The organism is Cryptosporangium aurantiacum (assembly GCF_900143005.1).
In the GTDB taxonomy this organism is placed as follows: Bacteria; Actinomycetota; Actinomycetes; order Mycobacteriales; family Cryptosporangiaceae; genus Cryptosporangium; species Cryptosporangium aurantiacum.
This window is the reverse complement of the sequence record NZ_FRCS01000001.1, coordinates 1465679-1487899: the sequence shown is the minus strand read 5'-3', so window position 1 is coordinate 1487899 and position 22221 is coordinate 1465679. Positions and strand designations below refer to the sequence as shown.

Sequence of the window (22221 nt, the reverse complement as noted above, 5' to 3'; positions counted from 1 at the left end):
GGCGCGAACCGGCGATCAGCGCAGAGCGTTCGCCGGCATCGTGGACAACCACGTCAGCATGTCGGGCAGCACCTCGATCGCGCTGAAGTGCGCCTGTTCGGGATGCAGATCGAATAGGGCGCCCGGAATATGGGAAGCCAACCAGCGCGCGTGGGAAACCGGCGAGAAGTTGTCGTCCGCCCCGTGCCAGACGCGCACCGGAACGGTGATGTCCTCGACCCGGAAACCCCAATCGCCGCGTAGGGCCAACACGTCGTCGATCCAGCCGAACGGCCCGCTACGTACCGCTTCGCCATAAGCGTCGACCAGCAACACTTGAATGGGTGCGTCGCTGAGCACCATCTGATCGGCGGTCACCATTTGTGGCAGCAGATGATCGAGAAGGCTGCGGGGATCAGCAGCTGTCCGCAGCGCTCTCCAGAGCAGCCGACCATTCAGCGCGGACTCGTCGGCATCACTCGCCTTCGAGAACTCTGCGACGTTTTCCTCGGTCATCCCAGAGTACCAGTCGATATCCGCATAGTTCGGGGCCATGCTGCACAGCGTCGCCACGCGATGGATCCGATGCGGAAGCATTACCGCACACGCGAGGGCGTGTGGACCACCGCCCGATCTCCCGACCACCGAAAAGCGGCTGATGCGCAGGTCGTCGGCGATAGCGGCGACGTCCGCGGCGGCGTGGACGATGCGCCGATCCGGATAGCGGGTGGAACCACCGTAGCCCGGCCGGTCGTAAGAGATCAGCCGCACTCCACGCCGGTACAGCACGGTAGCGCGGGGTTGCGGGCCGGTGCGGCTGCCGGGTGTTCCGTGCAGAAGGAATACCGGCCAGCCGTGCTCGGGACCCACGACGGAAACGGTGAGAATACGGCCGTCTGGGGTTTTTACCTCACGCACCGCCTGGTCCCGGTCGTGCACCCCGTTCCTCCTGACACAGTCGGCATGCACACCAGACTCCGCCAAGCCGTCAACGTTGACGTCCCCCGCGATGGCGAAATGGCCCCTGGCGCCTAGTCGCCGACGCCGCGTCTCTCATTGACGGACTATACGCCCATGAGTTGCACACCGTGACAGGAAGCCCGTGGCACAGTCAGGTGAGTTCCCACGCTTTGACCTGCCCGTCCGAGATGGCGGCCGCCAGTCGGGTTCCGTCCTGACTGAAGACCGACGTCCTGACCTCATCGGCGAGGTGAAGGTCGGCGGGCGGGCCCGCTTCCGCGCCGGTCATCCGATCCCACCACTGAAGCACTCGGCCGTCGAACGTGATCATCGTGGCCGAGTCCTTTCCAAAGCCGACGCTCATGCTGGCGCCCGAGCCCTGGGACGCTTCGATCCGCCGAACCGGTGCCGTCTGAATCGGCGTCAACGACACGTCGAAGAGAAAGATTTGGCCCTCGTCGGTGACCGCGGCCAGTAGCGACCCGTCCGGGCTGAAACGCAATTGCCCGACCACCCCGGGTACCGGCAGGTGGATCGCCTCTCGCCCGCCGCGGGAAGCACCGAGCGGCCAGAGCCGGACGCCGTCGCTCGCCGCGGCCAGCTGGTCGGCGCGGGGGTTGAACGCGAGGGCCGAGATCTGACCGCGGCCGCTGACGAACGGAGCTTCCGCCAATTCGCTGGTGGGCAGGTCCCACATCCGCACGACCGTGGTGTCCACTCCACTGGCCGCGACCACCAGCCCGTTGCGTCCGAACGCCACTACCGACGTGTTGTGCGGACCACCGGCCAGCGGCCTCGGATATTGATGTCCGGTCGTGGCGTCCCAGATGACGACGGTCTCGTTGCCGCCGGTGGCCAGCAGCCAGCCGCGCGGATCGAAGGCCGCGGAGGAGAAGCCCTGCTCGTCGTCGCCGAAGGTGCGCGGCTTGGCCTCACGCCCGCCGACCGGCGTCCAGACCGAGATCCGCGCGTTGTCGATCCAGGCCACACTGCCTCCGTCCGGGCTGAGCACGGGCCCGAACACGGGGACGGCCGGTGTCGAGCCGATCGGAGCGACCGCGGGCCGACCGCGGTCGACCGACGGTGTCTCCATGGGTGAGGTTCGGCCGGGACGCACGGCCGCTGTGAGACCGGCGACAGCGAGCGTCAATCCGACGAGACCACCGCCTGCCCCGGCGAGCAACGTACGGCGGCGGAACTGTGGTCGTCCTTCCGGCTCGCCGGTTCGCCGCACGTCGAACACCGCGTGGTCGACGCGCAACGGCACCTCGGAGTGGGCGATCCAGTCCGGTCCGAGGTCAAGCAACTCGTAGAAGCAGACACCAAGCGCGTACAGATCGGTTGCCGGACTCACTCGCCCACCGGTGATCTGCTCCGGGGAGATGTACCGCGGCGTTCCGACGAGTTCGACGCTGGCCGATGCGTCCGGACCGGTGAACAGCTTCGCGATCCCGAAATCGCTGATCTTCACCAGCCCGTCCGCGGTGAACAGGAGGTTCGCCGGCTTGATGTCGCGGTGGACGACCCCACGGGCATGCGCCGCGGCCAGTGCGTCGGCGACCGCGAGCGCTACGGCGCACGCGGCTGCTGGTGCGATCGGTTTGCGCATCCGGCCGATCAGGCTGCCAGCGCTGAGGTACTCCATGACCAGAAGCCAGATCGTCCGGCCCTCGGCGTACTCCTGCACCCGGACGACGTGCGGGTGGTCGAGGGTCGTCATGACCTCGGCTTCGGTCTTGAACCGGCGCGCCGACACGGCTCGCTCCGAGTCAGTGGCAACGAGCACCTTGATCGCGCAGGTCGTACCCAACCGGCGGTGGCGGGCCGTGAAGACCAGCCCGTGTGCGCCCGAACCGATCAGCGTGCCGAGCTCGTACTGCGGCAGCGCGTCGGCGACCTGCGCACGCTCGACGATCAAGGCCCCGACCCCAGTCGCGCATCGGCAGCACCGCCGGACGACGGCGCACCACGATTGTGCTACTCCCCCACCATTCTCTTATCCACCGCTCGGCCGAGGTACCACTGGCCCGTTCCGAGGGAGCTGGCTGTAGAGGCCCTCGCCTAACACCATTCGGCTGACGCGCCGGACCGGGCGCGCGCGAAATGGTTACTCACTGCTATCGGCGAGGACGGTGGTAGGGGTATGTGGACCGTTCTGCTCGACCACTCGAGCTCGATGGGTGAGGGCTTCGTTGCTTCGGCGAAGGACGCGGCGCCGCGAGATCGCCACTCCCACCAGCAGAGCAAGCTCGCGGCGGCCGTGGAGAACCTCATGGCCACTCTCGAGTGGATTCCCAACGAAACGCCGATCGCACTGTTCGGCTTCACCAGCTCAGCCAGGCTCTTGACCAGCGGTGTAGTCGGCGACTCCGCTCGTATCAGCGACGCGCTGGCCGCGTTACGGCCGACCGATGGGACCGATATCGCGGCCGCACTCGATCGGGTGCGTCACCATTTCGCGAGCACTGCCTCGGCTCCGCCGGTCAAGAGCGTGCTGCTGGTGACCGACGGGCTCTCCGACGTTACGAAGGCCCGGAGCGCCGCCGAGCGATGCACCGCTACGGGCATCCAGGTGATGATGATCCTCATCGACCCAACGGACCAGGCCAGGGCATTGGCCAACGCGGTCGCGACCGGGGGATGCCAGCCGGTCTACGGCACCGAGGAATTGGCGGAAGCCACGGCCGGCGTGACCAACGCGATGCTGGCCGGCCCACGCCTGAAAGCGGCCAGAGCCCGTGCCGCGGCACGGCGAAACGAGGTCCACGCCGAAGCCGCGGGCAAGGAGCCGGTGGAATTCACCGCGGCCTTTCCCGGCCGGTTGCCGAGGGGAGGAGCCGCCGAGCTGCACGTCTTCGTACATCAGCCCTCAATGCGCGCGCAGTTGGAAGCCGAAGTCGCGACGCTCCGGACCCGATCGCCGCTGACCCGAACCGCGCACGGCGACGACGTCGCGCTGAGGGTGAAGAGACGGAGCCGGATCTGGATCGAGCCGGTCATCGACGGCATTCAGTGCTACCCGAGTACGCCGCAGTTGGTGGTATGGGAGAACGCGCTGGAACACCGCGAGTTCACTCTGCTCGCAGATAGCACGGCCGGCGTCCGCGAGGGCACGGTCGAGGTATCGGTCGAGCAGGACGGTATGAGGCTCGTGGCCGCGCGCATCCCGGTGTCGATTCAGGTCGGGGAAAGTCAGGCGGCATGGGAGACCCGCACCGTCCGAATGGTCAGCAAGGTGTTCGCGTCGTACGCGCGCGAGGACAACCGGATCGTGGAGCGATTCTGGGCTGCCTACCGCGCGCTCGGCATCGAGCTGTTCGTCGACCTTGACATGCCGCCGGGCGTCGTCTGGGAGCCGTTCTTACGGGAACAGATCGACGATTCGGATGCGTTCCAGCTTTTCTGGTCGGACGAATCTGCGGGCTCCCCGAACGTCGCAGCGGAGTGGCAGCACGCACTCGCCACCGCGTCGGCGAAACGCGGAGCCAGCTTCATCAAGCCCGTCTTCTGGGCCGATACTTGTCCTGCCGTCCCACCGGAGTTGAACCACCTGCATTTCCGCAAATTCGATCCCGCCGACCTGGGCCTGCTCCCCGACGGCGAGTCACGGACCCACGCGGAGAAACCCAGCCCGAGCCGCCTCCAACTGCGGGTCCCGGTGTTGTCGTTCGTCACCGACACCGCAGCGGCGATCACGGCATCGCGTGCCGAGTCAGCCTTGCGCGGCATCGTCCCGTTCCTCGAGAGTCTGACCGAACTGCGCTACTACCCGCCGGTGACGTGCTTGGTCGACGCCGCAACGGTTCACGGCGTACGCAGAGAGACCGAGCCTGACGCGCGTCCACGGCCGGACCTCGCGCGGGACGAGGGCTCCGAGGTCGATCTGCCGGAAGCCACCGAACAGATAGTGGACCGGATCGGCAGGGTTCTCCTGAGGTTCCATCGGACCCGGTACGCGCACACACTGATTCACGCCGAAGACTGGTTCGAGGGCGATGTTCGAACCCATCTCGCCGGCGCGAGGCAGCGCGAGACTTTGCGAGAGCTGCCCACCAACAAGGCACTCGAAGAGCTCCGTCTCGACAACTTTCCCGCCTACGCCTCGCGCTACTTGGCGCTTATCTCGCAGCAGGTAGCCGAATATCTACGCTCCTGTTCGCCGGACGAGCGGCGGCAGTTGGGTGCCGACTATCCGGAGGAGTTGCGCGCCGCCCGCGACCAGGTACTACGCCTGATCCGCGCGAAGCCTCCCGTCCCCCGGATCTCCCGGCTCATCAGGACCGGCGCGCCGACGCTCGGCGTTTTCCGGTACCGCGATGACGGGCTCGCGCCGGGTAAGTCGGTCCGTTCGTTTCTCCCGCATCCGGAAATCCCGGTCGTCTTGCTGAGCGTGAACACGTTCGATCTGTTGGCGGACAGCGTCCGGGCTGACGGCGTTCCGGAGGCCGAGGTGAGCGAGAACGTCGTCGTCATGCTGTCCTCGACGCTCGCGCACGAACATGCCCACGGGATCCTCGCTCTCGGCGTTGATGAGCAAGGACGTGCGGCCACGGGTCTCCGCAACGATGAATGGACGACCGCCGCCAACCTGAACGAAGCGATCGCTACCTGGATACAGGGGCACTACCAGCGCGAGGACCCCGACGCCTTCGAGGAGTGGCGGCGCTACGTGGTCTTCGGCGAGTACCCGTCGTGGCCCTATCGAGGTGCAGAGACGGTCGAGGCGCTCTACCAGCGCGATGGAGTCGGTGCTGTCCAGCGGCTCATCCGCGACGTGCGCCATGATCCGGACGCCGCACAACGGCACTTCGACGACCTGGTGCAGAACGGCCTCCCGGCACCGGATCCACCGCCGGAGCCGGTGGCTCGTCCACCTCGCAAAGCCTGGTCGTTCCGGCGAGCGCGAAGGACCACGGGTCCATGAGCGGCTGACGCGACGCCACCCTGGACTTCGGGGTCGGATACTCGACGGCCGAGATCGACGACCTGCCGCCGTTTCAGGGCGCTCGGAGCACCGTGCGCATTGCCCGGACCGCCCAGGTTCCGGCGTCGACGTCGCCGTGCAGCATCCGGGCCGGGCCCACCCCGGATGCGATCGCGTCCAGGCTGAACGCCGCCTGACTCGGTTCGAGGGCTGCCGACAGGTCTCCGGCCTCGATGGCCGCAGTGATCTCGCCGACCAGCGTCGAGCGCCACTGCCGGAGACCACGGGCGAGTTCGTCGCGCACGCGGCCGGGTCGCCCGTCGAATTCGAAGGTGAAGGTCGCCACGCAACACCCGCCGGGGTATCCGGGGTCCATCGCGTAGCGCGTCCAGGCGTCGCAGATTCCCAGTAGCCGCGGCAAGCCGTGCTCCAGATGCTGCGCGGGTTCCCAAACCCGGGCTCGAAAGTTGGCCAGCACCAGCCGCACGGTCTCCAGTTGGAGCTCCTCCTTGCTGCCGAACTGACCGAGCACACCGGACTTGCTCATCGACAGCTCGGTCGCCAGCCGACCGATCGAAAGCCCTTCCAGACCCTCGACGGAGGCGACGTCGGCCGCCGTCCGGAGGATGGCGGCGCGGGTCTCCAGCGCGTCCACCGCGCTTCGTCGTCCGGTCATGCGAGCACTTTACCGCACGACCGTACGCCATTGACGTCCGAACGATCGGTCTCTAAATTCGGCGTCGGCGTAACTGAACATCGCCGCCCGGCAACTCGGCGGTGCGGTGCAGCCCGTGACCACGGCAGGAGATCCGTCATGACTTCCCTCGAAACGCACCTCGAAGCGACCGAACCGGACTGCATCGACGCGAGCGAAGCCGCGGAGCTACTTCGACCGGCTCCCTGGCGGCGGCTCGTGGTGGTCGGCGACAGCGTCGCGGCCGGCGTCCGCGAGCCATTGCCCGGGTACCGCGACCTGTCCTTCGCCGATCGGTTCGCCGAGGCGCTGGCGGCCACCCGCCCCGGTTTCGCCTACCGCAACCTCGGAATCCGGGAGCTGACCGTCAACGAGATCACGACCACCCAGCTGCCCACTGCCCTCGATTTCGGCCCCGACGTCGCGATGGTCGTCGCCGGCGGCAATGACGCGCTCGGCCGGAACTACGACCCCGACCAACTGCGGCGAGACCTCGAAGGACTCATCCGGCCGCTCGCCTCGGCCGGCGCGTTCATCGTCACCGTGGGCCTGTTCGACCTGCCCCGGTCCGGATTGATGCCACCGAAGCTGACCGACCTCATGACCCACCGCATGGATGAGCTGGACGACATCACGGTCGCGCTCACCGCCTCCGTCGGCGGGATCCACGTGGACACCCACCACCACCCGCGCGGCAGCGATCCGGCGATCTACTCCAGCGACCTCATCCACGGCAACGCCCTGGGCCACGCCATCGCCTTCGCCGCGATCGCACGGACGGTGGCCGCAGCGCTTACCTCCGGCGACCGGGGGCTCCTACCGCACTCGGCAACGCCGCGAGCATGACCGGCGGACAGCCGCGCGGCAAGTGCTCGCTAGCGCCGGCCTGAATCCCCCGGCCACCGTCGTGCACGACCTCTTGTCCACACGATGACCGGCTCGTATCGTTGACTCGATAAAAGGATCATATGTTCTATTATCGAGCACGATTGAGGAGCTCCGCACATGGCGACGAAGCCCTTCGCGTCCTCCGCCGACCTCGGCGTCAAAGAGCAGACCCTGGAAGTGCTCGCCGACGGCGTCTACGCGCTCACCGCCGAGGGCGACCCCAACCTCGGTGCGGTCGAGGGCGAGGATTTCCTGGTCTGCTTCGAAGCGCTCGCGACGCCGGTCGCGGCCCGGCGGTGGCTGGCGAAGCTGCGCGAGCACACCGACAAGCCGGTGCGCTACCTGGTACTGAGCCACTACCACGCCGTGCGCGTCCTGGGCGCCAGCGCGTTCGACGCCGAGGTCATCGTCAGCTCGGCGCAGACGAAAACCCTGATCGCCGAACGCGGCCAGCAGGACTGGGAGAGCGAGTACGGCCGGATGCCGCGGCTCTTCGAAGAGCCCGAGTCAATCCCCGGCCTCACCTGGCCGACGCTGACGTTTACCGACAGCCTGACGATCGACCTGGGCGGCGACCGCGGAGACCTGGAACTGCGATTCCTCGGTCGCGGCCACACCGAGGGTGACATCGTCGCCTGGTTACCGAAGCAGGAGATCCTGTTCGCCGGTGACCTCGTCGAGTCCCAGGCCGCGCTCTACACCGGCGACGCGTTCCACTTCGACTGGGCCGCAGGCACGCTCGACCGCGTCAAAGCCCTGAACGCGCAGCAGCTCATCGGCGGGCGGGGTGCGATCGCCCGCGGCCGGAACCAGGTGGTCGCCGCAGTCGAACAGACCCGCGACTTCCTGCTCACGATGCAGCGCACGGTCGGCGAGGCCCATCGTTCCGGGGGCGGCCTCAAACAGGCCTTCGCCGCCACCCACGCTGCCCTGGAGCCGAAGTTCGGCAAGTGGCCGATCTTCGAGCACTGCCTGCCGTTCGACGTCCAGCGACTCTGGGACGAGTTCGACGGCGTCGAGCGCCCGGTGATCTGGACCGCCGAGCGGGATCGACAGGTCTGGGACGAGCTGCAGTCATGACGCTGGATTCACGGCCGGTGCTGGTCCTCGGTGCCGGGCCGGTCGGGCAGACCACCGCGCTGCTGCTGGCCCGCTGGGGTCTGCCGGTCGTCCTGTTCGACGGCCGGTCGGAGCGGGACCTGGTCGGTAGCAAGGCGATCTGCCAGCAGCGCGACGTGCTCGATGTCTGGGACGCCGTCGGCGTGGGTGCCCAGATTGCCCGCCGCGGGGTCACCTGGACCACCGCACGCACGTTCCACCGCGACCGCGAGCTGTTCAGCGTCCGGTTCGCCGACCGGGGCCGCTCCCCGTTCCCGCCGTTCGTCAACATCTCGCAAGGGGAGACCGAGGAAGCGCTGGACGCCGCGATCGCCGCGCAGCCACTGATCGACGTGCGGTGGGGCCATCGCGTCACGGGTGTCGACCAGGACTCCACCGGCGTGGAGATCCGCACTGCGCATGGCGTCCACAAAGGCAGTTATGCAGTTGTTTGTCCGGGCGCGCGCGGGGACGACGTCAGGAAGATGCTCGGGCTGACGTTCGACGGCGAGTCGTTCGACGACTCGTTCCTGATCTGCGACATCCGCACGACGCTGACCGGCTGGGAGACCGAGCGCCGGTTCTACTTCGACCCGGAGTGGAACCCCGGTCGGCAGGTACTCATCCACCCATGCCCGGACTCCACCTACCGGATCGACTGGCAGGTCCCGCCGGACTTCGACCTCACCGCCGAAGAGACCTCCGGGGGCCTGGACCGGCGGATCCGGCAGGTGATCGGCGACCGCCCCTACGAGATCGTCTGGAAGTCGGTCTACCGCTTCCACTCGCGCGTCGTGAATCGGATGCGGGTCGGTCGCGTGCTGATCGCCGGCGACGGCGCGCACCTGTACTCGCCGTTCGGCGCCCGCGGCCTGAACTCCGGTGTGCTGGACGCCGAGAACGCGGCCTGGAAGCTGGCCTACGTCCTGCGCGGCTGGGCGCCGGAGGAGCTGCTGGAGTCCTATCACGACGAGCGACACGCAGCGGCGCGGGAGAACCTGGAGATCACCGGCGCCACGATGCGCTTCCTCGTCCCCGGAACACCGGCCGAGGTCGCGCACCGGCGGGACCTGCTCGAACGCGCCGCTGCCGACCCCGAGGCCCGAGCGCGGGTGGATTCCGGGCGGCTGGCCGAGCCGTTCTGGTACGTCGACTCACCGCTGACCACACCGGACGCCCGTCGTCCCTTCCCCGGCCGGCCCGCACGCGGCGACGTGCCCGTGCCCGCGCCGGGTGTCCTCGTGCCGGACTGCCCGATCACCGTCGCCGGCCGGCCCGAAATCACCCGCCTGCGACAGCTGGCCCGCGAAGGCATCACGGTGCTCGTCGGCTCCGCCGCGCCGCTCCCCACGGCAGACCCCCCGGTCACCGTTCACCGCCTCGACGATCTCGACGCCGGGCCGACGCTCCGCGAGGCGCTCGGGGCCCGGCCCGACGAGATCTGGATCGTCCGCCCCGACGCGCACATCGCCGCCGTGGTCACCACCGCAGCCGAACTGAACACCGCACTCGGCCGGCTACTCGCTCACGAGGAGGCCTACGCATGAGCTTCTACCGGCAGGCGGGCAGCATCCCGCCGAAGCGCCACACCCAGCACCGCCGCCCCGACGGCGGCCTCTACTCCGAGGAACTCGTCGGCGAGGAAGGCTTCTCGTCCGACTCCTCGCTGCTCTACCACCGCGGCATCCCGTCCGCGATCGTCGACGCCCGCCCGTGGGAGCTGCCCGACCAGACGCTGACGCCGAACGCGCCGCTGGTCCCCCGCCACCTGAAGCTGCACGAGCTGAAGTTCCAGGACGCCGATGCGGTGACCGGTCGACGGCTGGTGCTGGGCAACGCCGACGTGCGGATCTCCTATGCGGTCTCGGAGGCGCCCTCCCCCTACTACCGCAACGCGACCGGCGACGAGTGCGTCTACGTCGAGCGCGGCACCGCGGTCGTCGAGACCGTCTTCGGTTCGCTCGACGTCGGCGCCGGGGACTACGTGATCCTCCCCCGCACCACCACCCACCGCTGGGCCCCGACCGGCGACGAACCCCTGCGCACCTACGCGATCGAAGCGTCCTCGCACATCGCACCACCCAAGCGGTACCTCTCGCGGTACGGGCAGTTCCTGGAGCACGCGCCGTACTGCGAGCGTGATCTGCGTGGGCCCGCGGAGCCGCTCCTGGCCGACGGGACCGACGTCGAGGTGTACGTGAAGCACCGCGGCGGCGGAACCATCCACGTGCTGCCCGAGCACCCGTTCGACGTCGTCGGCTGGGACGGCTGCCTCTATCCGTACGCATTCAACATCGCCGACTTCGAACCGATCACCGGCCGCATCCACCAGCCGCCGCCGGTCCACCAGGTCTTCGAAGGCACCAACTTCGTCATCTGCAACTTCGTGCCGCGCAAGGTCGATTACCACCCCCTCGCCGTACCGGTGCCGTACTACCACTCCAACGTCGACTCCGACGAAGTCATGTTCTACGTCGACGGCGACTACGAGGCCCGCAAGGGGTCGGGTATCGGGGTCGGCTCGATTTCGCTCCACCCCGGCGGGCACTCGCACGGGCCGCAGCCCGGTGCGGTGGAGCGGTCGCTGGGCGTCGACTTCTTCGACGAGACCGCGGTCATGGTGGACACATTCCGACCGCTGGACCTGGGCGAGGCGGGCCTGGCCGCGGACGACGGCCGGTATGCGTGGTCCTGGTCCGGCCGGGGGCCGGTCGCATGACGACCCCTGATCCGACCGGGGCGGCCACCGCCGAAGCGTCCGCCCCCGCCGAACTCTGGCGCGGCCTGTTCGACGACGCCGCGCTGTTCCCGCCCGGGGACGCGCCGATGGCAGCCGCGGTCCCGGCGCACCAGGCCCTCCGTGCCCGTCTCGGCGACCTCGTCGGCCCGTTCGTCGTCCCGGCGGCCCGGCTCGACGAGCTCACCGCGCACCTCGGAGACGCCGAGGCGCCGTTCGGCGTCTCGGTCATCGCCGCGCCCGGCGACCTGCCGGCCGCGCTCGCGAGGGTGCGGGCCCACCCCGGCCTCGCGCTCGCGGCGATTGAAATACCTATTGCGGACGACGTCCGGCAGGCGATCACCGTGCTGGACGCCGAGGCGCCGGACGCCGTTCCGGTCACCGTCGAACTACCCCGGTCGGGCGCGCGCGACGCCGTCCTGAACGTGCTCGCCGAGACCCGGTACCGCGCGAAGCTGCGCACCGGCGGCCTGGTCGCCGAGGCGTTCCCGTCACCGGCGGAGCTCGCCGGAACGCTGCGCGCGTGCGTTGCCCGCGGGGTGGCGTTCAAATGCACCGCCGGCCTGCACCACGCCGTCCGGCACACCGACCCGGCGACCGGCTTCACCCATCACGGCTTCCTCAACCTGCTGCTGGCCACGGCCGCACTGCTCGACGGCGGGGTCGTCGCAGAGGCCTGGCTAGCCGAGACGAACCCGGACACGGTGACCGCGGCCGTACGGTCCTGGTCACCGCAGCGCGCCGCACGGGTGCGCACGCTGTTCACCTCGTTCGGCACCTGTAGCGTCCTCGAACCTGTGCACGACCTGGTGGCACTCGGCCTGCTTCCCGCACCGCATCGGAGCACCTCATGACGTGGCTCGACCTACCCCCGGACACCGGATTCGGGGTGGCCAACCTGCCCTACGGCGTGTTCTCGACGGACGGCACCGCCCCCCGCACCGGCGTCGCGATCGGGGACTTCGTCCTCGACCTGGCCGGCGCGACCGGAGAGGCGGTCCACGCGACCGGATCCCTCAACGCGTTCCTGGCCCGGGGCTCGGCGGAGTGGGCCCGGCTGCGGCGGCGGCTGACCGAGTGGCTCACCGACCCGGCGCACCGGAGCGCGGTCGAGCCGCATCTCGTTCCGCGGCCCGCGGTGACGATGCACCTGCCGATCGAGGTCGCCGACTACGTCGATTTCTACAGCTCCCAGCACCATGCCGAGAACCTGGGCCGGATGTTCCGCCCGGGCTCGCCGCCGCTGACCCCGAACTGGAAACACCTGCCGATCGGCTACCACGGCCGGGCCGGCACCGTGCAGGTGTCGGGCACGCCGGTCGTGCGACCGTCGGGCCAGCGCCTCGCGGACGGAGTACCGGTCTTCGGGCCGTCCGCACGGCTGGACATCGAGGCCGAGGTCGGCTTCGTCGTCGGCACCCCGTCGTCCCTAGGCGTGCCGGTGCCGGTGAGCGACTTCGCCGAGCACGTCTTCGGCGTCTGCCTCGTCAACGACTGGTCCGCCCGCGACCTGCAGGCTTGGGAGTACGTCCCGCTCGGCCCGTTCCTCGGCAAGTCGTTCCTCACCTCGGTCTCACCCTGGGTCGTGCCGCTCGCCGCACTGGACGCCGCCCGGATCGACCCGCCCGACCGCGACACCGACCTGCTGCCCTATCTGGACGACACCAAAGCACGCTGGAGCCTCGACCTCACGCTGGAGGTCAGGCTCAACGGCTCCCTGGTGAGTAGCCCTCCGTTCGGCCTGCTCTACTGGACGGCCGCGCAGCAGCTCGCGCACCTGACGATCAACGGCGCGAACCTCCGCACCGGCGACCTGTACGCGTCCGGCACGGTCAGCGGACCGGAGCGCGACCAGCGCGGCTCGCTGATCGAACTGTCCTGGGGCGGCGCCGAGCCGCTGACGCTCCCCGACGGCGCCACCCGGACGTTCCTCGAGGACGGCGACGTCGTGTCGATCACCGCGACCGCGCCCGGGCCGGACGGGAGCCGCCTCTCGTTCGGTGAGGTGCTCGGTCGAGTCGAGCCCGCCCGATGACCTCTACCCGGCAGCCGTTCGCGGACGAGGAGTCGCTCGCGCGATTCCGAGACGCGATCTCGTCGGCCTGCGCCCCGGTGCACATCCGGCCGGCCGAGGGCACGGCGTTCTCCGGTTCGCTCCGGAGTGTCCGCGCCGACGGGCTGATCATCGCCCAGCTGCGGACCAGCCCGACGGCGGTGACCCGGGCCGGTCGCTTGCTGAGCTCCGGTGATCCGGAGTTCATCAAGCTCGCCTGGCAGCGCCACGGCTCCAGCCACCTGGAGCAGGACGGACGGCGCTGCGTGGTCCCCGCCGGGCACCTCGTCGCCTACGAGACCACGCGCCCGTACCGGCTGCACAGCGACGACCCGGCGTGGGAAGCCGTCATCGTCGCGGTACCCCGCGACCGTCTCGGCCCGCATGCGCGGCCGATCAGCGAGCGCACCGCTCTCCCGGTCCCGGCCGGCTCCGGCGCGGGGCGGGCGCTGACGCTGCTGGTGGAGGAGCTGACCCGCTGCTCCGAGGCGGAGCCCGCCGCGCTGCATTTGGCTGACGCGCTGACGTCGATGATGCTCGCGGTGTACGCGGGTCTCTCCCCTGCTGCCGGTGTCGAACGGGTGACCCTCGCCGATCGGATCCGCGCCCACGCGCTGGCCAACCTCGGCGACCCCGGTCTGTGCGTGGAGTCGATCGCGACGTGTTTGAACGTCTCGGTGCGGCAGGTTCACAAGGCGTGCGCGCAGGAGGGTTTCACCGCCGCCGCGTGGATCCGGCGCCAGCGCCTCGAACGCGTCCGCCGCGATTTGCTCGATCCCGCGTTGGCCGGACGCAGCACCGCCGCGATCGCCGCGCGTTGGGGCTTGGTCGACGTGACTCATCTGGCCCGCCAGTTCCGTGCCGTCTTCGGCGACTCCCCCGCGGAGCTCCGCCGCGCCGGCGTCGAGCTCGACGACGGCCGTCTCGTTACAGTGCGGTCCAGATGCTCTTGACCTCGGTGAACGCCTCGATCGCGTCCCAGCCGTTCTCGCGGCCCAGTCCGGAGGCCTTGAAGCCGCCCCAGGCCGCGGCGGCGTCCAGCAGCGGTGGCATGTTGATGTAGACCGAACCGGCCCGGATCCGGCGGGCCAGCCGGTTGGCGACCTTCACCTCACCCGACCAGATCACCGCGGCCAGGCCGTAGTCGGTGTCGTTCGCGCGCGCGATCAGCTCCAGCTCGTCGTCGTCCTCATACGGGATCACCGAGAGCACCGGGCCGAAGATCTCCTCACGCGCGATCCGCATCGAGTCGGCCACGTCGGTGAACACGGTCGGCCGGTAGAAGTAGCCGTCACCCTCGGCCCGGGATCCCCCGGTGACCAGCGTCGCGCCCTCCTGCTCCCCGAGCCGCACGTAACCGTCGACCAGCGCGACCTGCTCCTCGGAGACCAGCGGCCCGAGCTGAGTGGTCTCCGCCAGGCCGTGCCCGAGCACCTGCGACGAAGCACCCGCAGCGAGCTTGTCGACGAACTCGTCCGCCCGGGGCCGGGCCACGTAGAAGCGGGTGTAGGCCGCGCAGACCTGACCGGAGTTGAGCAGACCGCCCATCAAGTTCCCCGCCACCGCGGCGTCGATGTCCGCGTCGGCGGCGACCACGCTCGGGGCCTTGCCGCCCAGCTCCAGCGAGACGCGCTTGAGCGCCCGGCCGGTGCTGGCGCCGATCTCCCGGCCGACCTCGGTCGATCCGGTGAAGCTGATCTTCGCGACGCCCGGGTGGTCGACGAGCGCCTTACCCACGCCGCCGGTGACGACGTTGACGACTCCGGCCGGGATGCCGGCCTCCAGGCACAACTCCGCCAGCCGGAGCGTGGACAGCGACGTCTGCTCGGCCGGCTTGATCACGACCGTGTTGCCGGTCGCCAGCGCGGGTGCGAGCTTGAACGCCAGCAGCATGATCGGGAAGTTCCACGGCGTGATCAGCCCACAGACACCGAGCGGCTCCCGCCGCGTGCGGTAGTCCACGTCCGGCACCGACACGTCCACCGTGATGCCGGTCAGCTTCGTCGCCCACCCGGCGTGGTACCGGAACTGGTTGACCACCATCGGGATCGAGAAGCCGCCGCTGATCGCCAGCGGCTGCCCCTGGTCGGTCGTCTCCAGCCGGGCCAACTCGTCGGCGTGCTGTTCGACCAGATCGGCGACCCGCAGCAGAAGCCGGGCGCGCTCCGCCGGGACCAGGTCGGCCCACGCCCCGAACGCTCCGGTCGCAGCCCGGACCGCCGCGTCAACGTCGGCCGGAGTGGCCTCGATCAGCTCGGCGATCACCTTTCCGGTCGCCGGATCGTAGGTCGGGAACGTGCTGCGGCCGCCGGGTTCGATCCATTCGCCGCCGATGAGCATGTGGGTCCGGGTCTGCACTGACACCGTGCTCTCCTTTGTCGTTCAGCGTCTTCGCTGCTCATCAGTGGAGCCCGTCGAGCGAGCGGGTCGCAGCCATCCCGTGCACGGGCGTCCGCCGATTCGTGCATCGGGCCCAGCTGGACGCGGCGACCGGTCACCGTAGGCTGGAACGTCCCGGTATCAGGCCAGGACTCTTCGACCGGTGAAAGGACGACGATGGCGGCTGACGACGGCGCCGGTGCACCGCAGTCGCAGACTCTCGACCGTGGGGTGCGCATCCTCGAGCACCTCGCCGCGGTGGGCGGCCCGGTATCGATCACCGAGATCGGCGCGATGCTCGGCGTCCACCGCTCGATCAGCTACCGGCTGCTGCGCACGCTCGAAGATCACCAATTGGTCGAACGTGACCCCGCCGGACGCTACCGGCTCGGACTCGGACTGGCCGGGTTGGCACGCGGTGTCCGGAGCGACCTGCAGACCGCGGTGTTGCCCCAGCTCAACACGCTCGCGGCCAAGTGGGGCATGACCGCGTTCCTCGTGGTCCGCGCCGGAGACGAGGCAGTGACCGTGGCCAGCGTCGAACCCCAGGACACCGCCGCGCACGTCGCGTACCGGCCCGGCACCCGTCACCCGGTCACCCGGGGTGCGCCCGGCCTCGCGCTGCTGATGCCCGACGCGCCGTCCCCGGCCGACCGGGACGAGCTCCGTCTGGCCCGGGAGACCGGCTGGGCCACCTCGCACGGCGAGGTGATCCGTGGGCTCCGGTCGGTCGCCGCGCCTGTACTCGGCCCGGACGGCGAGGCACGCGGCGCGCTCGCCGTCGTCTACGTCGACGAGGGGGCGAACGTCGAACGGATCGGTCGCAGCGTGCTCGAAGCCGCCCAGAAGGCCGCCGCCTCGCTGAGGTGAAGCCCTCGGCTGGTGGGTGCCCAGGCGGGACTCAGTACTCGGAGCACCCCGCGTCGACGGCCATCTCGTGCGCCGTGACGTCCGCGCCGGTCACGAGCAGTCTGGTCATGCCGACCACCCCAGGGAAGACGCCCACGAAGAACGGAATCCTGTCGAGCGAGCTGTGAACGCCTGTCCATCGGATTGCGGTCCAGGGTGCGGGCGCGCAATGAGCGGTTGGTTCTGTTCGTCCTCGTGACCGCATTGTTCGTGAGTCCTGGCCGCATTCCTTGGCCGCTAATGTTGATGCTTGCGAGCTTGACCGCGGTCGAGTGGTTGCGTTACGGCCTTCGGTGTGCCTTGGCGAGGAGCGTCGGTGGCGGTCTCGGTGGTGAATGGGCTTGCCGCCGCCCGGACGTGCATCTACTGTCCGGCGGGATGCGACTCACCCCGCGGCTGCGACTGGAGCCCATCAGTCCCCGGCACGCGCACGAGCTGTGGCTGCTGCACCAGGACGACCACATCGCCACCTGGTACGGCGGCACCTGGAGCCGGCAGACGGCCGCCGACGCTGCCCGAACCTGGGGACAGGGCTGGTCTGAGGACAGGGCCGGGAAGTGGCTCGCCTACCAACAGGACACCGGCGAACTCGTCGGCCGCGGCGGGCTCTCTTACACAGACGTCGCCGGTGCGCGGCGGCTGGAGATCGGCTGGGCCATCCGCCGACCATTCCAGGGACAGGGCTACGCCACCGAGATCGGCCGAGCCGGGTTGGCCCTCGCCTTCGACCACCTCGACGCACCGGACGTAATCGCCTTCACCGAGCGCCACAACCAGCGTTCACAAGCCGTCATGCGACGCCTTGGTATGCACTACACCGGCCAGATCCTGCGTCCCGGCCTCGTCGAAGGACACCACCAGATCCAACCCGAAGCACCGTTCGTCCTCTACACCGTCCAACGCCCGGACCCGCCGAACGGCCATGCAGCCACCTGACTTCATTCACGGCTTCGGGAGCGGGCGGGCGTCCAGCAGCGGAAACGCCATAACCGTGACCCCCAGGGCGACGGTGTCCGCTGCATGGGGTGGCTGCGCGGCACGGTGGAGTTCCTCGGCGAGTTCGACGAGCCGTCTGCGTACCTCCTGCCACACCTGGGGCGCCACCCAGAGTTCGCCGTCGACGGTCACTCCGGGACCACGGGGCGCACGCCGGGCAGCGCGTTCCCGCAGAGTGCTGGCCAACGCCTGCGCGAGCAGCGCACCGTCGTCGCCCTGGTCGGACAACGGCGTCCCCCGCACGGTTCGATAGCGTCGTTCCCGGCCGCCCCGCCGGTTGCGTTCCTCAGCCGCACCCACCGGCCTCGCCGTCCTACTCGGCACCGGGATGGTCGCCACTCTCGACTACCGCCTCCTGCGGACGGCTGAGGGGTGTAAGCCGACCCAGGGGCTACTCGGCGTAGCCGACTGCACCGGTGCGCCGACGTCCGCTCTTGCCGACGAGCGGATGCCCGAACGCAACGATCAGGGCGACGCAACATGCGCTCACGTACCAGGCTGAGAGATTCGTTGCGCTACCACAAGGTGGCCGGTCCCGCGACGATCCAGCCGGACGCGGCAGGTTTGACCCAGAAGGACAGCTCAAGTTCGGTGAGCACGCCCCGGTAGGTGACATCTGCGCAGAGGTGACTACCCGTCTCGCTCCAACGGACGCGCTCCGCGATGTCGAACTCGCCCAGCCAGGACAGATCATGCTCCCAGCCACCTCGCAGACAGTGAAGTGGGTCGTCCGGATCCGTAACAGCCTCAGCGACGGCGCGCCACAGTGACGCGAGGACGTGCCGGGCGGAAGAGTGATCAACGAGTTGGACGGCGTCGTCCACCCGGCCGGCCCGCACCAGGCCAACATAGCCGCGCACTACCGACTCGACGTCCGCCATGCTGGGGCGCTCCGGCCAGACCTTCACGGGCGATGACACTAACGGCCGATGGCAACACCTAAACACGACCTGGCAACTGGGATCGGCCACGCATCGCAAACACCCGGAACTGCCGCCGAGGGAGGGTGGTGCCGCGGTCGTGCGTCTCGCCGGTGGCACGATGGCGGGTGATGGACGATGACTCCGGCTTCCGCCAGCATGCCAAGTGGTGCCCCCAGGGACCACCACCACCGGGGGTTCGACGGCTCGACCTCTTTCCCGACTACTGCGCCTTCCCCGTCTGGGGCCGTGGCATGACTACCCCGGACGCGCTAGGCATCTCATCCGAGCTCGCCGACGAACTCCAGACTTGGCAGGACCTCTGGGAGGAACAAGCCTCGTCCCGCGCGCCTGAACCGGAGGTTCCCCGCATCGGGGTCGGCACGCCCTGGGATGAACAGGGCCGTGTCCTCGCAATCCGCTTGGAAAGCGAAACAGGCGCCGCCGTGGTCTACCAATGGCCAGTAGGTCCCGACGGCGGCGATCCGTCCTGCCCTCGCTGCGGTAGGTACACCCGTGAGGCATTGGCCGGCCTCGACGAGTGGCTAGCGCGAGTTCAGGGCCGCACGACCGACTCAGCGGAATGAGTTCAGCGCCCTTTGAGAATTCGCGCAGCGCGTTCCCAGCGATTCACTCTTCTGCCGCCATGGGCTATCGCCTGGTTAGGGCACGCGGTCGCCATGTGGGAGCGTCGTCGCTCTGTGACGCGGAGGTCTTCCCGGCGGCATCTGTCTACGTGGTGAGCTCGTCGATCGCTTTCTGCACACGTTCGCGAAAGAGCTCATCGGCCCATACGACATCGTCGGCATCGCCTGCTAGGGCGACTCGTTCCTCGCCGCGGAGCAGTCTTTCCAGTGCGGGGATCGTTTCGACCGCCCGAAGTTCGACGATCATGTCGAGCGCATACCGGCCCGCGTAGTCGGTGACTCCCTGGGCCAGCGGACCTGCCAGCTCTGCCGTCGGGACGCCGAATCGTGCAAGTGCTCGCGCCGCAGCCAGCCGGCTCCACCGGTCGCTCAGGCGGTCACGGAGCAACGGCTCCAGGCGCCCCCGCCGGTCGGGCGTCGACCACTCGCCGATCAGGTCGGCCGCTTCTCTCGCCGGGGTGTCCCCAGCGATCAGCACTGCTTCGACGGTCGGTAGGACGTCTTCGGGCCCGGACACCGCGGCGACCACCCGTGCGGCGAGCATCTGCAGTTCCCGCTGGGGATACGTTCGTGCGGCCTCCCCGGTGAGGTGGACGCTGGCCGCCGGCAGCAGCGGGGTCAGGGCGTCGCCCAAACCGTCGAAGCTCGGCACCGGGCGCCGAGCCGCGCTGACTCCGGGGACCAGACGTGCACGCAGAGCGGCGTGCAGTGCACCGGCGTCCCCGGTCAGCCGGTAGACGGCGATGGCAGCGCGCAGATCCGCCTTCTCGGCCGCGAGCTCCCGCCAGTGCGGCACCGCGACCGCGACCTCGTCGTGGCCGAGTGTCAGCAGGGCGTCAGCGACCGGTAACCCGGCCTGCGGCAGGGCGGCGACCAGCTCGGGTACGAGCGGCTCGGCCTCCGTGCTCCACAATGCGATCGCGGCGGCGAGACCGTTTGCAGTAACAGGGTGCTTCGCCAGCTGATCCTGGACGGACGCGCGGACCTCTGGCGTACATCGGACGATCAGCCGCGGCAGGAAGCGAGGCCGATGGTCTCGCTGGAGCGCCGCGCATACAGGAGCGACCCAGCGCGGATCACCGAGCCGCTGCAACGTCAGCACCGCGCTGGACGCCGCGTGAGTGTCAGGGTATCCAGCGGCCGCCGCGGCCAAGTCATCGGCGAACATCCCGGCTGCCGCTCCCGCTCGACGCAACGCCCCGACAGCCTGTTCGCGCGTCGTGGAGGCGGTGTCGCGGACGAGCGGCGCTAGCAGGGGAACCAGCGCGGCCGGCGCGGAGCGTTGCGCGTCGCACCGCTCGTTCAGCGTCCAGAGAGCGACATTCCTGGCCTTCGGTTCGTCCGACCGCAGTAGCCGGCCGAGGACGTCGACCACCGCCGGGGTGGGCAGTGCTCCGACGACCTCGCTGAGCCAGTCGCCATCCCCAGCCCAGCAGTAATGGACGGAGGCACCCACCTCCACCGCAGTGACCAGCGCGTCGATGCTCGGCAGGCTCTCGGCCCCCGAACGCATCAGCGCGAGCGCCGCCGCCACTCGCACCGCCGGCTCGCCTCGTGCCGCTGGTTCGGCCATGGCCAGGCCGGCCTCGCCGAGAGCCAAGGCGAGGGACGCCCGAACCGACGGATGAGCCTCGGCGGTCCAGCGCGGGAACAACACGTCGGCGTCAGCACCGGACTTCGCGGCCGCGTAGGCCGCCGCCTCCCGCACGGTCGGATCCGAATCGGCCAGTAAGGAGACCAGCGCAGCGCGCTGCGCCGAAACAGCGTCCCGAACCCGCACGAATTCCGAGCCATAGGCGTGCCGGTCGTCGGCGAGCATCCCGACCATCCAGAGCAGTCCGGCCCGGTCGTGCAGCGCCTCCCCGGCGAGCCGCACCAGGAACGGCACCGCGGCCACCGTCGCGGAATAGACCGAACCTTGGTGAAAGACGCTGCCGTTCAGTTCTTCGACGGCCGCCGCAGCCTCCTCGGCGTCGGCCGCGGCGGCGCGCCGCAACATCCCCGGCACGTCCTCCGCACTGCCGTACGCGTGACTTAACGCGTCCCAAGCCACCGCGTCGAGTCCCTTGAGCACGGCGATGACTATAGACAGCACGCTGCGACATCCTCATTTGCCGCCGAGGGGCTGACCTGTCAGGTCAGTTTTCGGCCGTGGGGCGACGCCGCGCAGCGGCGACGGAACTCCGATTGCCACTGGCGCACCTGATCGTCGTCGTGGAGCAGCGACCCATCCGGCCCGGACTGGAGGTCGATTCCGCAAAGCAGGCCGATCGCCGACCACATCACCTCATCGTCGATCGAGGTCGGCGAGTGAAGCCATGTGGCTGCCCACTGATCCGCTGCGTCGCGAGATCGCGAGCCATCGAGCACGCCGGTGAACCACGCGTCGACCTCGGCGCGGGTGGGCGCCTGTTCAAATATCACCCGAACACCGTCGCAGACGCCGACCCGAACGCACGCTCGTGCCGCGCTTGGTGCGGACGATGGCCACCCGGCTTAGGGTCTCCACATGGAGAGCCTCGGGCGAGTCACCGAGTTGATCTTCGGTGCCGTCCGAGCACCTGAGGAAGTACTTGAAGGAGCCTCGCCGGCGCAGTTGGCGCGACTCGAGGAGCGGCTTGGGCGGAAACTGCCCGAGGAACTGGGTGCGCTGCTCACCATCTGCAACGGCGGTGCCCTGGGACCAGGTGGTATCTACGGGCAACGTCCCGACAACACCTACCTGGACCTTCCGAGCGTGTTGGAGCTCTTCCCAGAGTGGGCCGCCCTCGGCTGGCTCCCGGTTGCCGGGGACGGCTGCGGCAACTATTGGGTGTTGCTCGGCGATGGCCGGGTCGGCTTTGTCGACACGATGAGCCATTCCGGAGCCCTGGACAGAGTCTCAGACCCCGACCTGTTCTCCTTCGTCGAACGGATCCTCGTTGATGACCAGGTCGCCAAGTAGCAGTCCCAACGTCAGCATCGGCAACCCCATAGTCCGCGCGCCAGCACGAGGCATTTCCGGATATGCCGCATCTGGAGATTTCGTCGCTCCTCG

The 22221-nt window shown here is 69.3% G+C and carries 19 protein-coding genes; 11 read left to right on the top strand and 8 right to left on the bottom strand.

The genetic code is table 11. The features are described from left to right. Positions 1 to 15: 15 nt before the first annotated feature. The gene (locus BUB75_RS06580; protein WP_073252406.1) at positions 16 to 918 is read right to left on the bottom strand and encodes an alpha/beta fold hydrolase; all 903 of its coding nucleotides are present in this window, start codon (positions 916 to 918) and stop codon (positions 16 to 18) included. 172 nt (positions 919 to 1090) lie between these two features. Then, a complete protein-coding gene (locus BUB75_RS06575; RefSeq protein ID WP_073252403.1) occupies positions 1091 to 2857 on the bottom strand; it encodes a WD40 repeat domain-containing serine/threonine protein kinase in 1767 nt (588 codons plus the stop codon). Between the two features lie 225 nt (positions 2858 to 3082). Here BUB75_RS06575 and BUB75_RS06570 point away from each other — a divergent pair, with 225 nt between their 5' ends. Next, the gene (locus tag BUB75_RS06570; protein WP_073252401.1) at positions 3083 to 5863 is read left to right on the top strand and encodes a TIR domain-containing protein; all 2781 of its coding nucleotides are present in this window, start codon (positions 3083 to 3085) and stop codon (positions 5861 to 5863) included. Positions 5864 to 5936: 73 nt separating this feature from the next. On the opposite strand, the gene BUB75_RS06565 is transcribed toward BUB75_RS06570, so the two are convergent. Next, positions 5937 to 6539: a TetR/AcrR family transcriptional regulator gene (locus tag BUB75_RS06565; RefSeq protein WP_073252398.1), complete on the bottom strand. Its 603-nt coding sequence runs from the start codon at positions 6537 to 6539 to the stop codon at positions 5937 to 5939. 138 nt (positions 6540 to 6677) lie between these two features. Here BUB75_RS06565 and BUB75_RS06560 point away from each other — a divergent pair, with 138 nt between their 5' ends. From BUB75_RS06560 to BUB75_RS06530, 7 genes are all read left to right on the top strand, one after another. After that, complete coding sequence (locus BUB75_RS06560) at positions 6678 to 7403, top strand: SGNH/GDSL hydrolase family protein (protein WP_073252396.1); 726 nt, start codon at positions 6678 to 6680, stop codon at positions 7401 to 7403. 159 nt (positions 7404 to 7562) lie between these two features. Beyond that, positions 7563 to 8525, top strand: a complete 963-nt coding sequence (locus BUB75_RS06555) for an MBL fold metallo-hydrolase (RefSeq protein ID WP_073252394.1) — start codon at positions 7563 to 7565, stop codon at positions 8523 to 8525. Continuing rightward, positions 8522 to 10090, top strand: coding sequence for an FAD-dependent monooxygenase (locus BUB75_RS06550; protein WP_073252392.1), 1569 nt, complete (start codon positions 8522 to 8524; stop codon positions 10088 to 10090). Before BUB75_RS06555 ends, BUB75_RS06550 begins: the two co-directional genes overlap by 4 nt. Next, a complete protein-coding gene (locus tag BUB75_RS06545) occupies positions 10087 to 11262 on the top strand; it encodes a homogentisate 1,2-dioxygenase (protein WP_073252390.1) in 1176 nt (391 codons plus the stop codon). The genes BUB75_RS06550 and BUB75_RS06545 overlap by 4 nt, the downstream gene beginning before the upstream one ends. Then, on the top strand, positions 11259 to 12134 hold the full coding sequence (locus tag BUB75_RS06540; protein WP_073252900.1) for a hypothetical protein: 876 nt from the start codon (positions 11259 to 11261) through the stop codon (positions 12132 to 12134). The genes BUB75_RS06545 and BUB75_RS06540 overlap by 4 nt, the downstream gene beginning before the upstream one ends. After that, a complete protein-coding gene (gene fahA / locus BUB75_RS06535) occupies positions 12131 to 13315 on the top strand; it encodes a fumarylacetoacetase (RefSeq protein WP_073252388.1) in 1185 nt (394 codons plus the stop codon). Before BUB75_RS06540 ends, fahA begins: the two co-directional genes overlap by 4 nt. Beyond that, a complete protein-coding gene (locus tag BUB75_RS06530; protein WP_073252386.1) occupies positions 13312 to 14286 on the top strand; it encodes an AraC-like ligand-binding domain-containing protein in 975 nt (324 codons plus the stop codon). The genes fahA and BUB75_RS06530 overlap by 4 nt, the downstream gene beginning before the upstream one ends. Here BUB75_RS06530 and BUB75_RS06525 read toward each other — a convergent pair. After that, positions 14261 to 15673: an aldehyde dehydrogenase family protein gene (locus BUB75_RS06525; RefSeq protein WP_073252383.1), complete on the bottom strand. Its 1413-nt coding sequence runs from the start codon at positions 15671 to 15673 to the stop codon at positions 14261 to 14263. The two genes, BUB75_RS06530 and BUB75_RS06525, sit on opposite strands and share 26 nt — an antisense overlap. A 216-nt stretch (positions 15674 to 15889) precedes the next feature. Here BUB75_RS06525 and BUB75_RS06520 point away from each other — a divergent pair, with 216 nt between their 5' ends. Both BUB75_RS06520 and BUB75_RS06515 read left to right on the top strand, forming a co-directional pair. Further along, on the top strand, positions 15890 to 16582 hold the full coding sequence (locus BUB75_RS06520) for an IclR family transcriptional regulator (RefSeq protein WP_073252381.1): 693 nt from the start codon (positions 15890 to 15892) through the stop codon (positions 16580 to 16582). 417 nt (positions 16583 to 16999) lie between these two features. Continuing rightward, entirely contained in the window at positions 17000 to 17557 is a 558-nt protein-coding gene (locus tag BUB75_RS06515) for a GNAT family N-acetyltransferase (RefSeq protein ID WP_073252379.1), read from the top strand. A 6-nt stretch (positions 17558 to 17563) separates the two neighbouring features. Here the strand turns inward: BUB75_RS06515 and BUB75_RS06510 are convergent, their stop codons facing one another. The 4 genes from BUB75_RS06510 to BUB75_RS06495 all read right to left on the bottom strand — a co-directional run bounded on the left by BUB75_RS06510 (position 17564) and on the right by BUB75_RS06495 (position 21608). Continuing rightward, positions 17564 to 17917, bottom strand: coding sequence for a hypothetical protein (locus tag BUB75_RS06510; protein WP_073252377.1), 354 nt, complete (start codon positions 17915 to 17917; stop codon positions 17564 to 17566). 215 nt (positions 17918 to 18132) lie between these two features. Further along, a complete protein-coding gene (locus BUB75_RS06505; RefSeq protein ID WP_084740258.1) occupies positions 18133 to 18525 on the bottom strand; it encodes a hypothetical protein in 393 nt (130 codons plus the stop codon). 744 nt (positions 18526 to 19269) lie between these two features. Then, complete coding sequence (locus BUB75_RS06500; protein ID WP_218617325.1) at positions 19270 to 21279, bottom strand: hypothetical protein; 2010 nt, start codon at positions 21277 to 21279, stop codon at positions 19270 to 19272. Between the two features lie 38 nt (positions 21280 to 21317). Next, entirely contained in the window at positions 21318 to 21608 is a 291-nt protein-coding gene (locus tag BUB75_RS06495; protein ID WP_073252373.1) for a hypothetical protein, read from the bottom strand. An 85-nt stretch (positions 21609 to 21693) separates the two neighbouring features. Here BUB75_RS06495 and BUB75_RS06490 point away from each other — a divergent pair, with 85 nt between their 5' ends. After that, positions 21694 to 22128 (top strand): SMI1/KNR4 family protein, encoded by a 435-nt coding sequence (locus tag BUB75_RS06490; RefSeq protein WP_073252371.1) that lies wholly within the window; start codon positions 21694 to 21696, stop codon positions 22126 to 22128. Positions 22129 to 22221: the final 93 nt, after the last annotated feature.

What these genes read in the sequence shown, in the direction of transcription:
- BUB75_RS06570 (WP_073252401.1), top strand. Translation starts at nt 3,083, where the DNA reads ATGTGGACCGTTCTGCTCGACCACTCGAGCTCGATGGGTGAGGGCTTC.
- BUB75_RS06565 (WP_073252398.1), bottom strand. Translation starts at nt 6,539, where the DNA reads ATGACCGGACGACGAAGCGCGGTGGACGCGCTGGAGACCCGCGCCGCC.
- BUB75_RS06560 (WP_073252396.1), top strand. Translation starts at nt 6,678, where the DNA reads ATGACTTCCCTCGAAACGCACCTCGAAGCGACCGAACCGGACTGCATC.
- BUB75_RS06555 (WP_073252394.1), top strand. Translation starts at nt 7,563, where the DNA reads ATGGCGACGAAGCCCTTCGCGTCCTCCGCCGACCTCGGCGTCAAAGAG.
- BUB75_RS06550 (WP_073252392.1), top strand. Translation starts at nt 8,522, where the DNA reads ATGACGCTGGATTCACGGCCGGTGCTGGTCCTCGGTGCCGGGCCGGTC.
- BUB75_RS06545 (WP_073252390.1), top strand. Translation starts at nt 10,087, where the DNA reads ATGAGCTTCTACCGGCAGGCGGGCAGCATCCCGCCGAAGCGCCACACC.
- BUB75_RS06540 (WP_073252900.1), top strand. Translation starts at nt 11,259, where the DNA reads ATGACGACCCCTGATCCGACCGGGGCGGCCACCGCCGAAGCGTCCGCC.
- fahA (WP_073252388.1), top strand. Translation starts at nt 12,131, where the DNA reads ATGACGTGGCTCGACCTACCCCCGGACACCGGATTCGGGGTGGCCAAC.
- BUB75_RS06530 (WP_073252386.1), top strand. Translation starts at nt 13,312, where the DNA reads ATGACCTCTACCCGGCAGCCGTTCGCGGACGAGGAGTCGCTCGCGCGA.
- BUB75_RS06525 (WP_073252383.1), bottom strand. Translation starts at nt 15,673, where the DNA reads ATGCTCATCGGCGGCGAATGGATCGAACCCGGCGGCCGCAGCACGTTC.
- BUB75_RS06520 (WP_073252381.1), top strand. Translation starts at nt 15,890, where the DNA reads ATGGCGGCTGACGACGGCGCCGGTGCACCGCAGTCGCAGACTCTCGAC.
- BUB75_RS06515 (WP_073252379.1), top strand. Translation starts at nt 17,000, where the DNA reads ATGCGACTCACCCCGCGGCTGCGACTGGAGCCCATCAGTCCCCGGCAC.
- BUB75_RS06490 (WP_073252371.1), top strand. Translation starts at nt 21,694, where the DNA reads ATGGAGAGCCTCGGGCGAGTCACCGAGTTGATCTTCGGTGCCGTCCGA.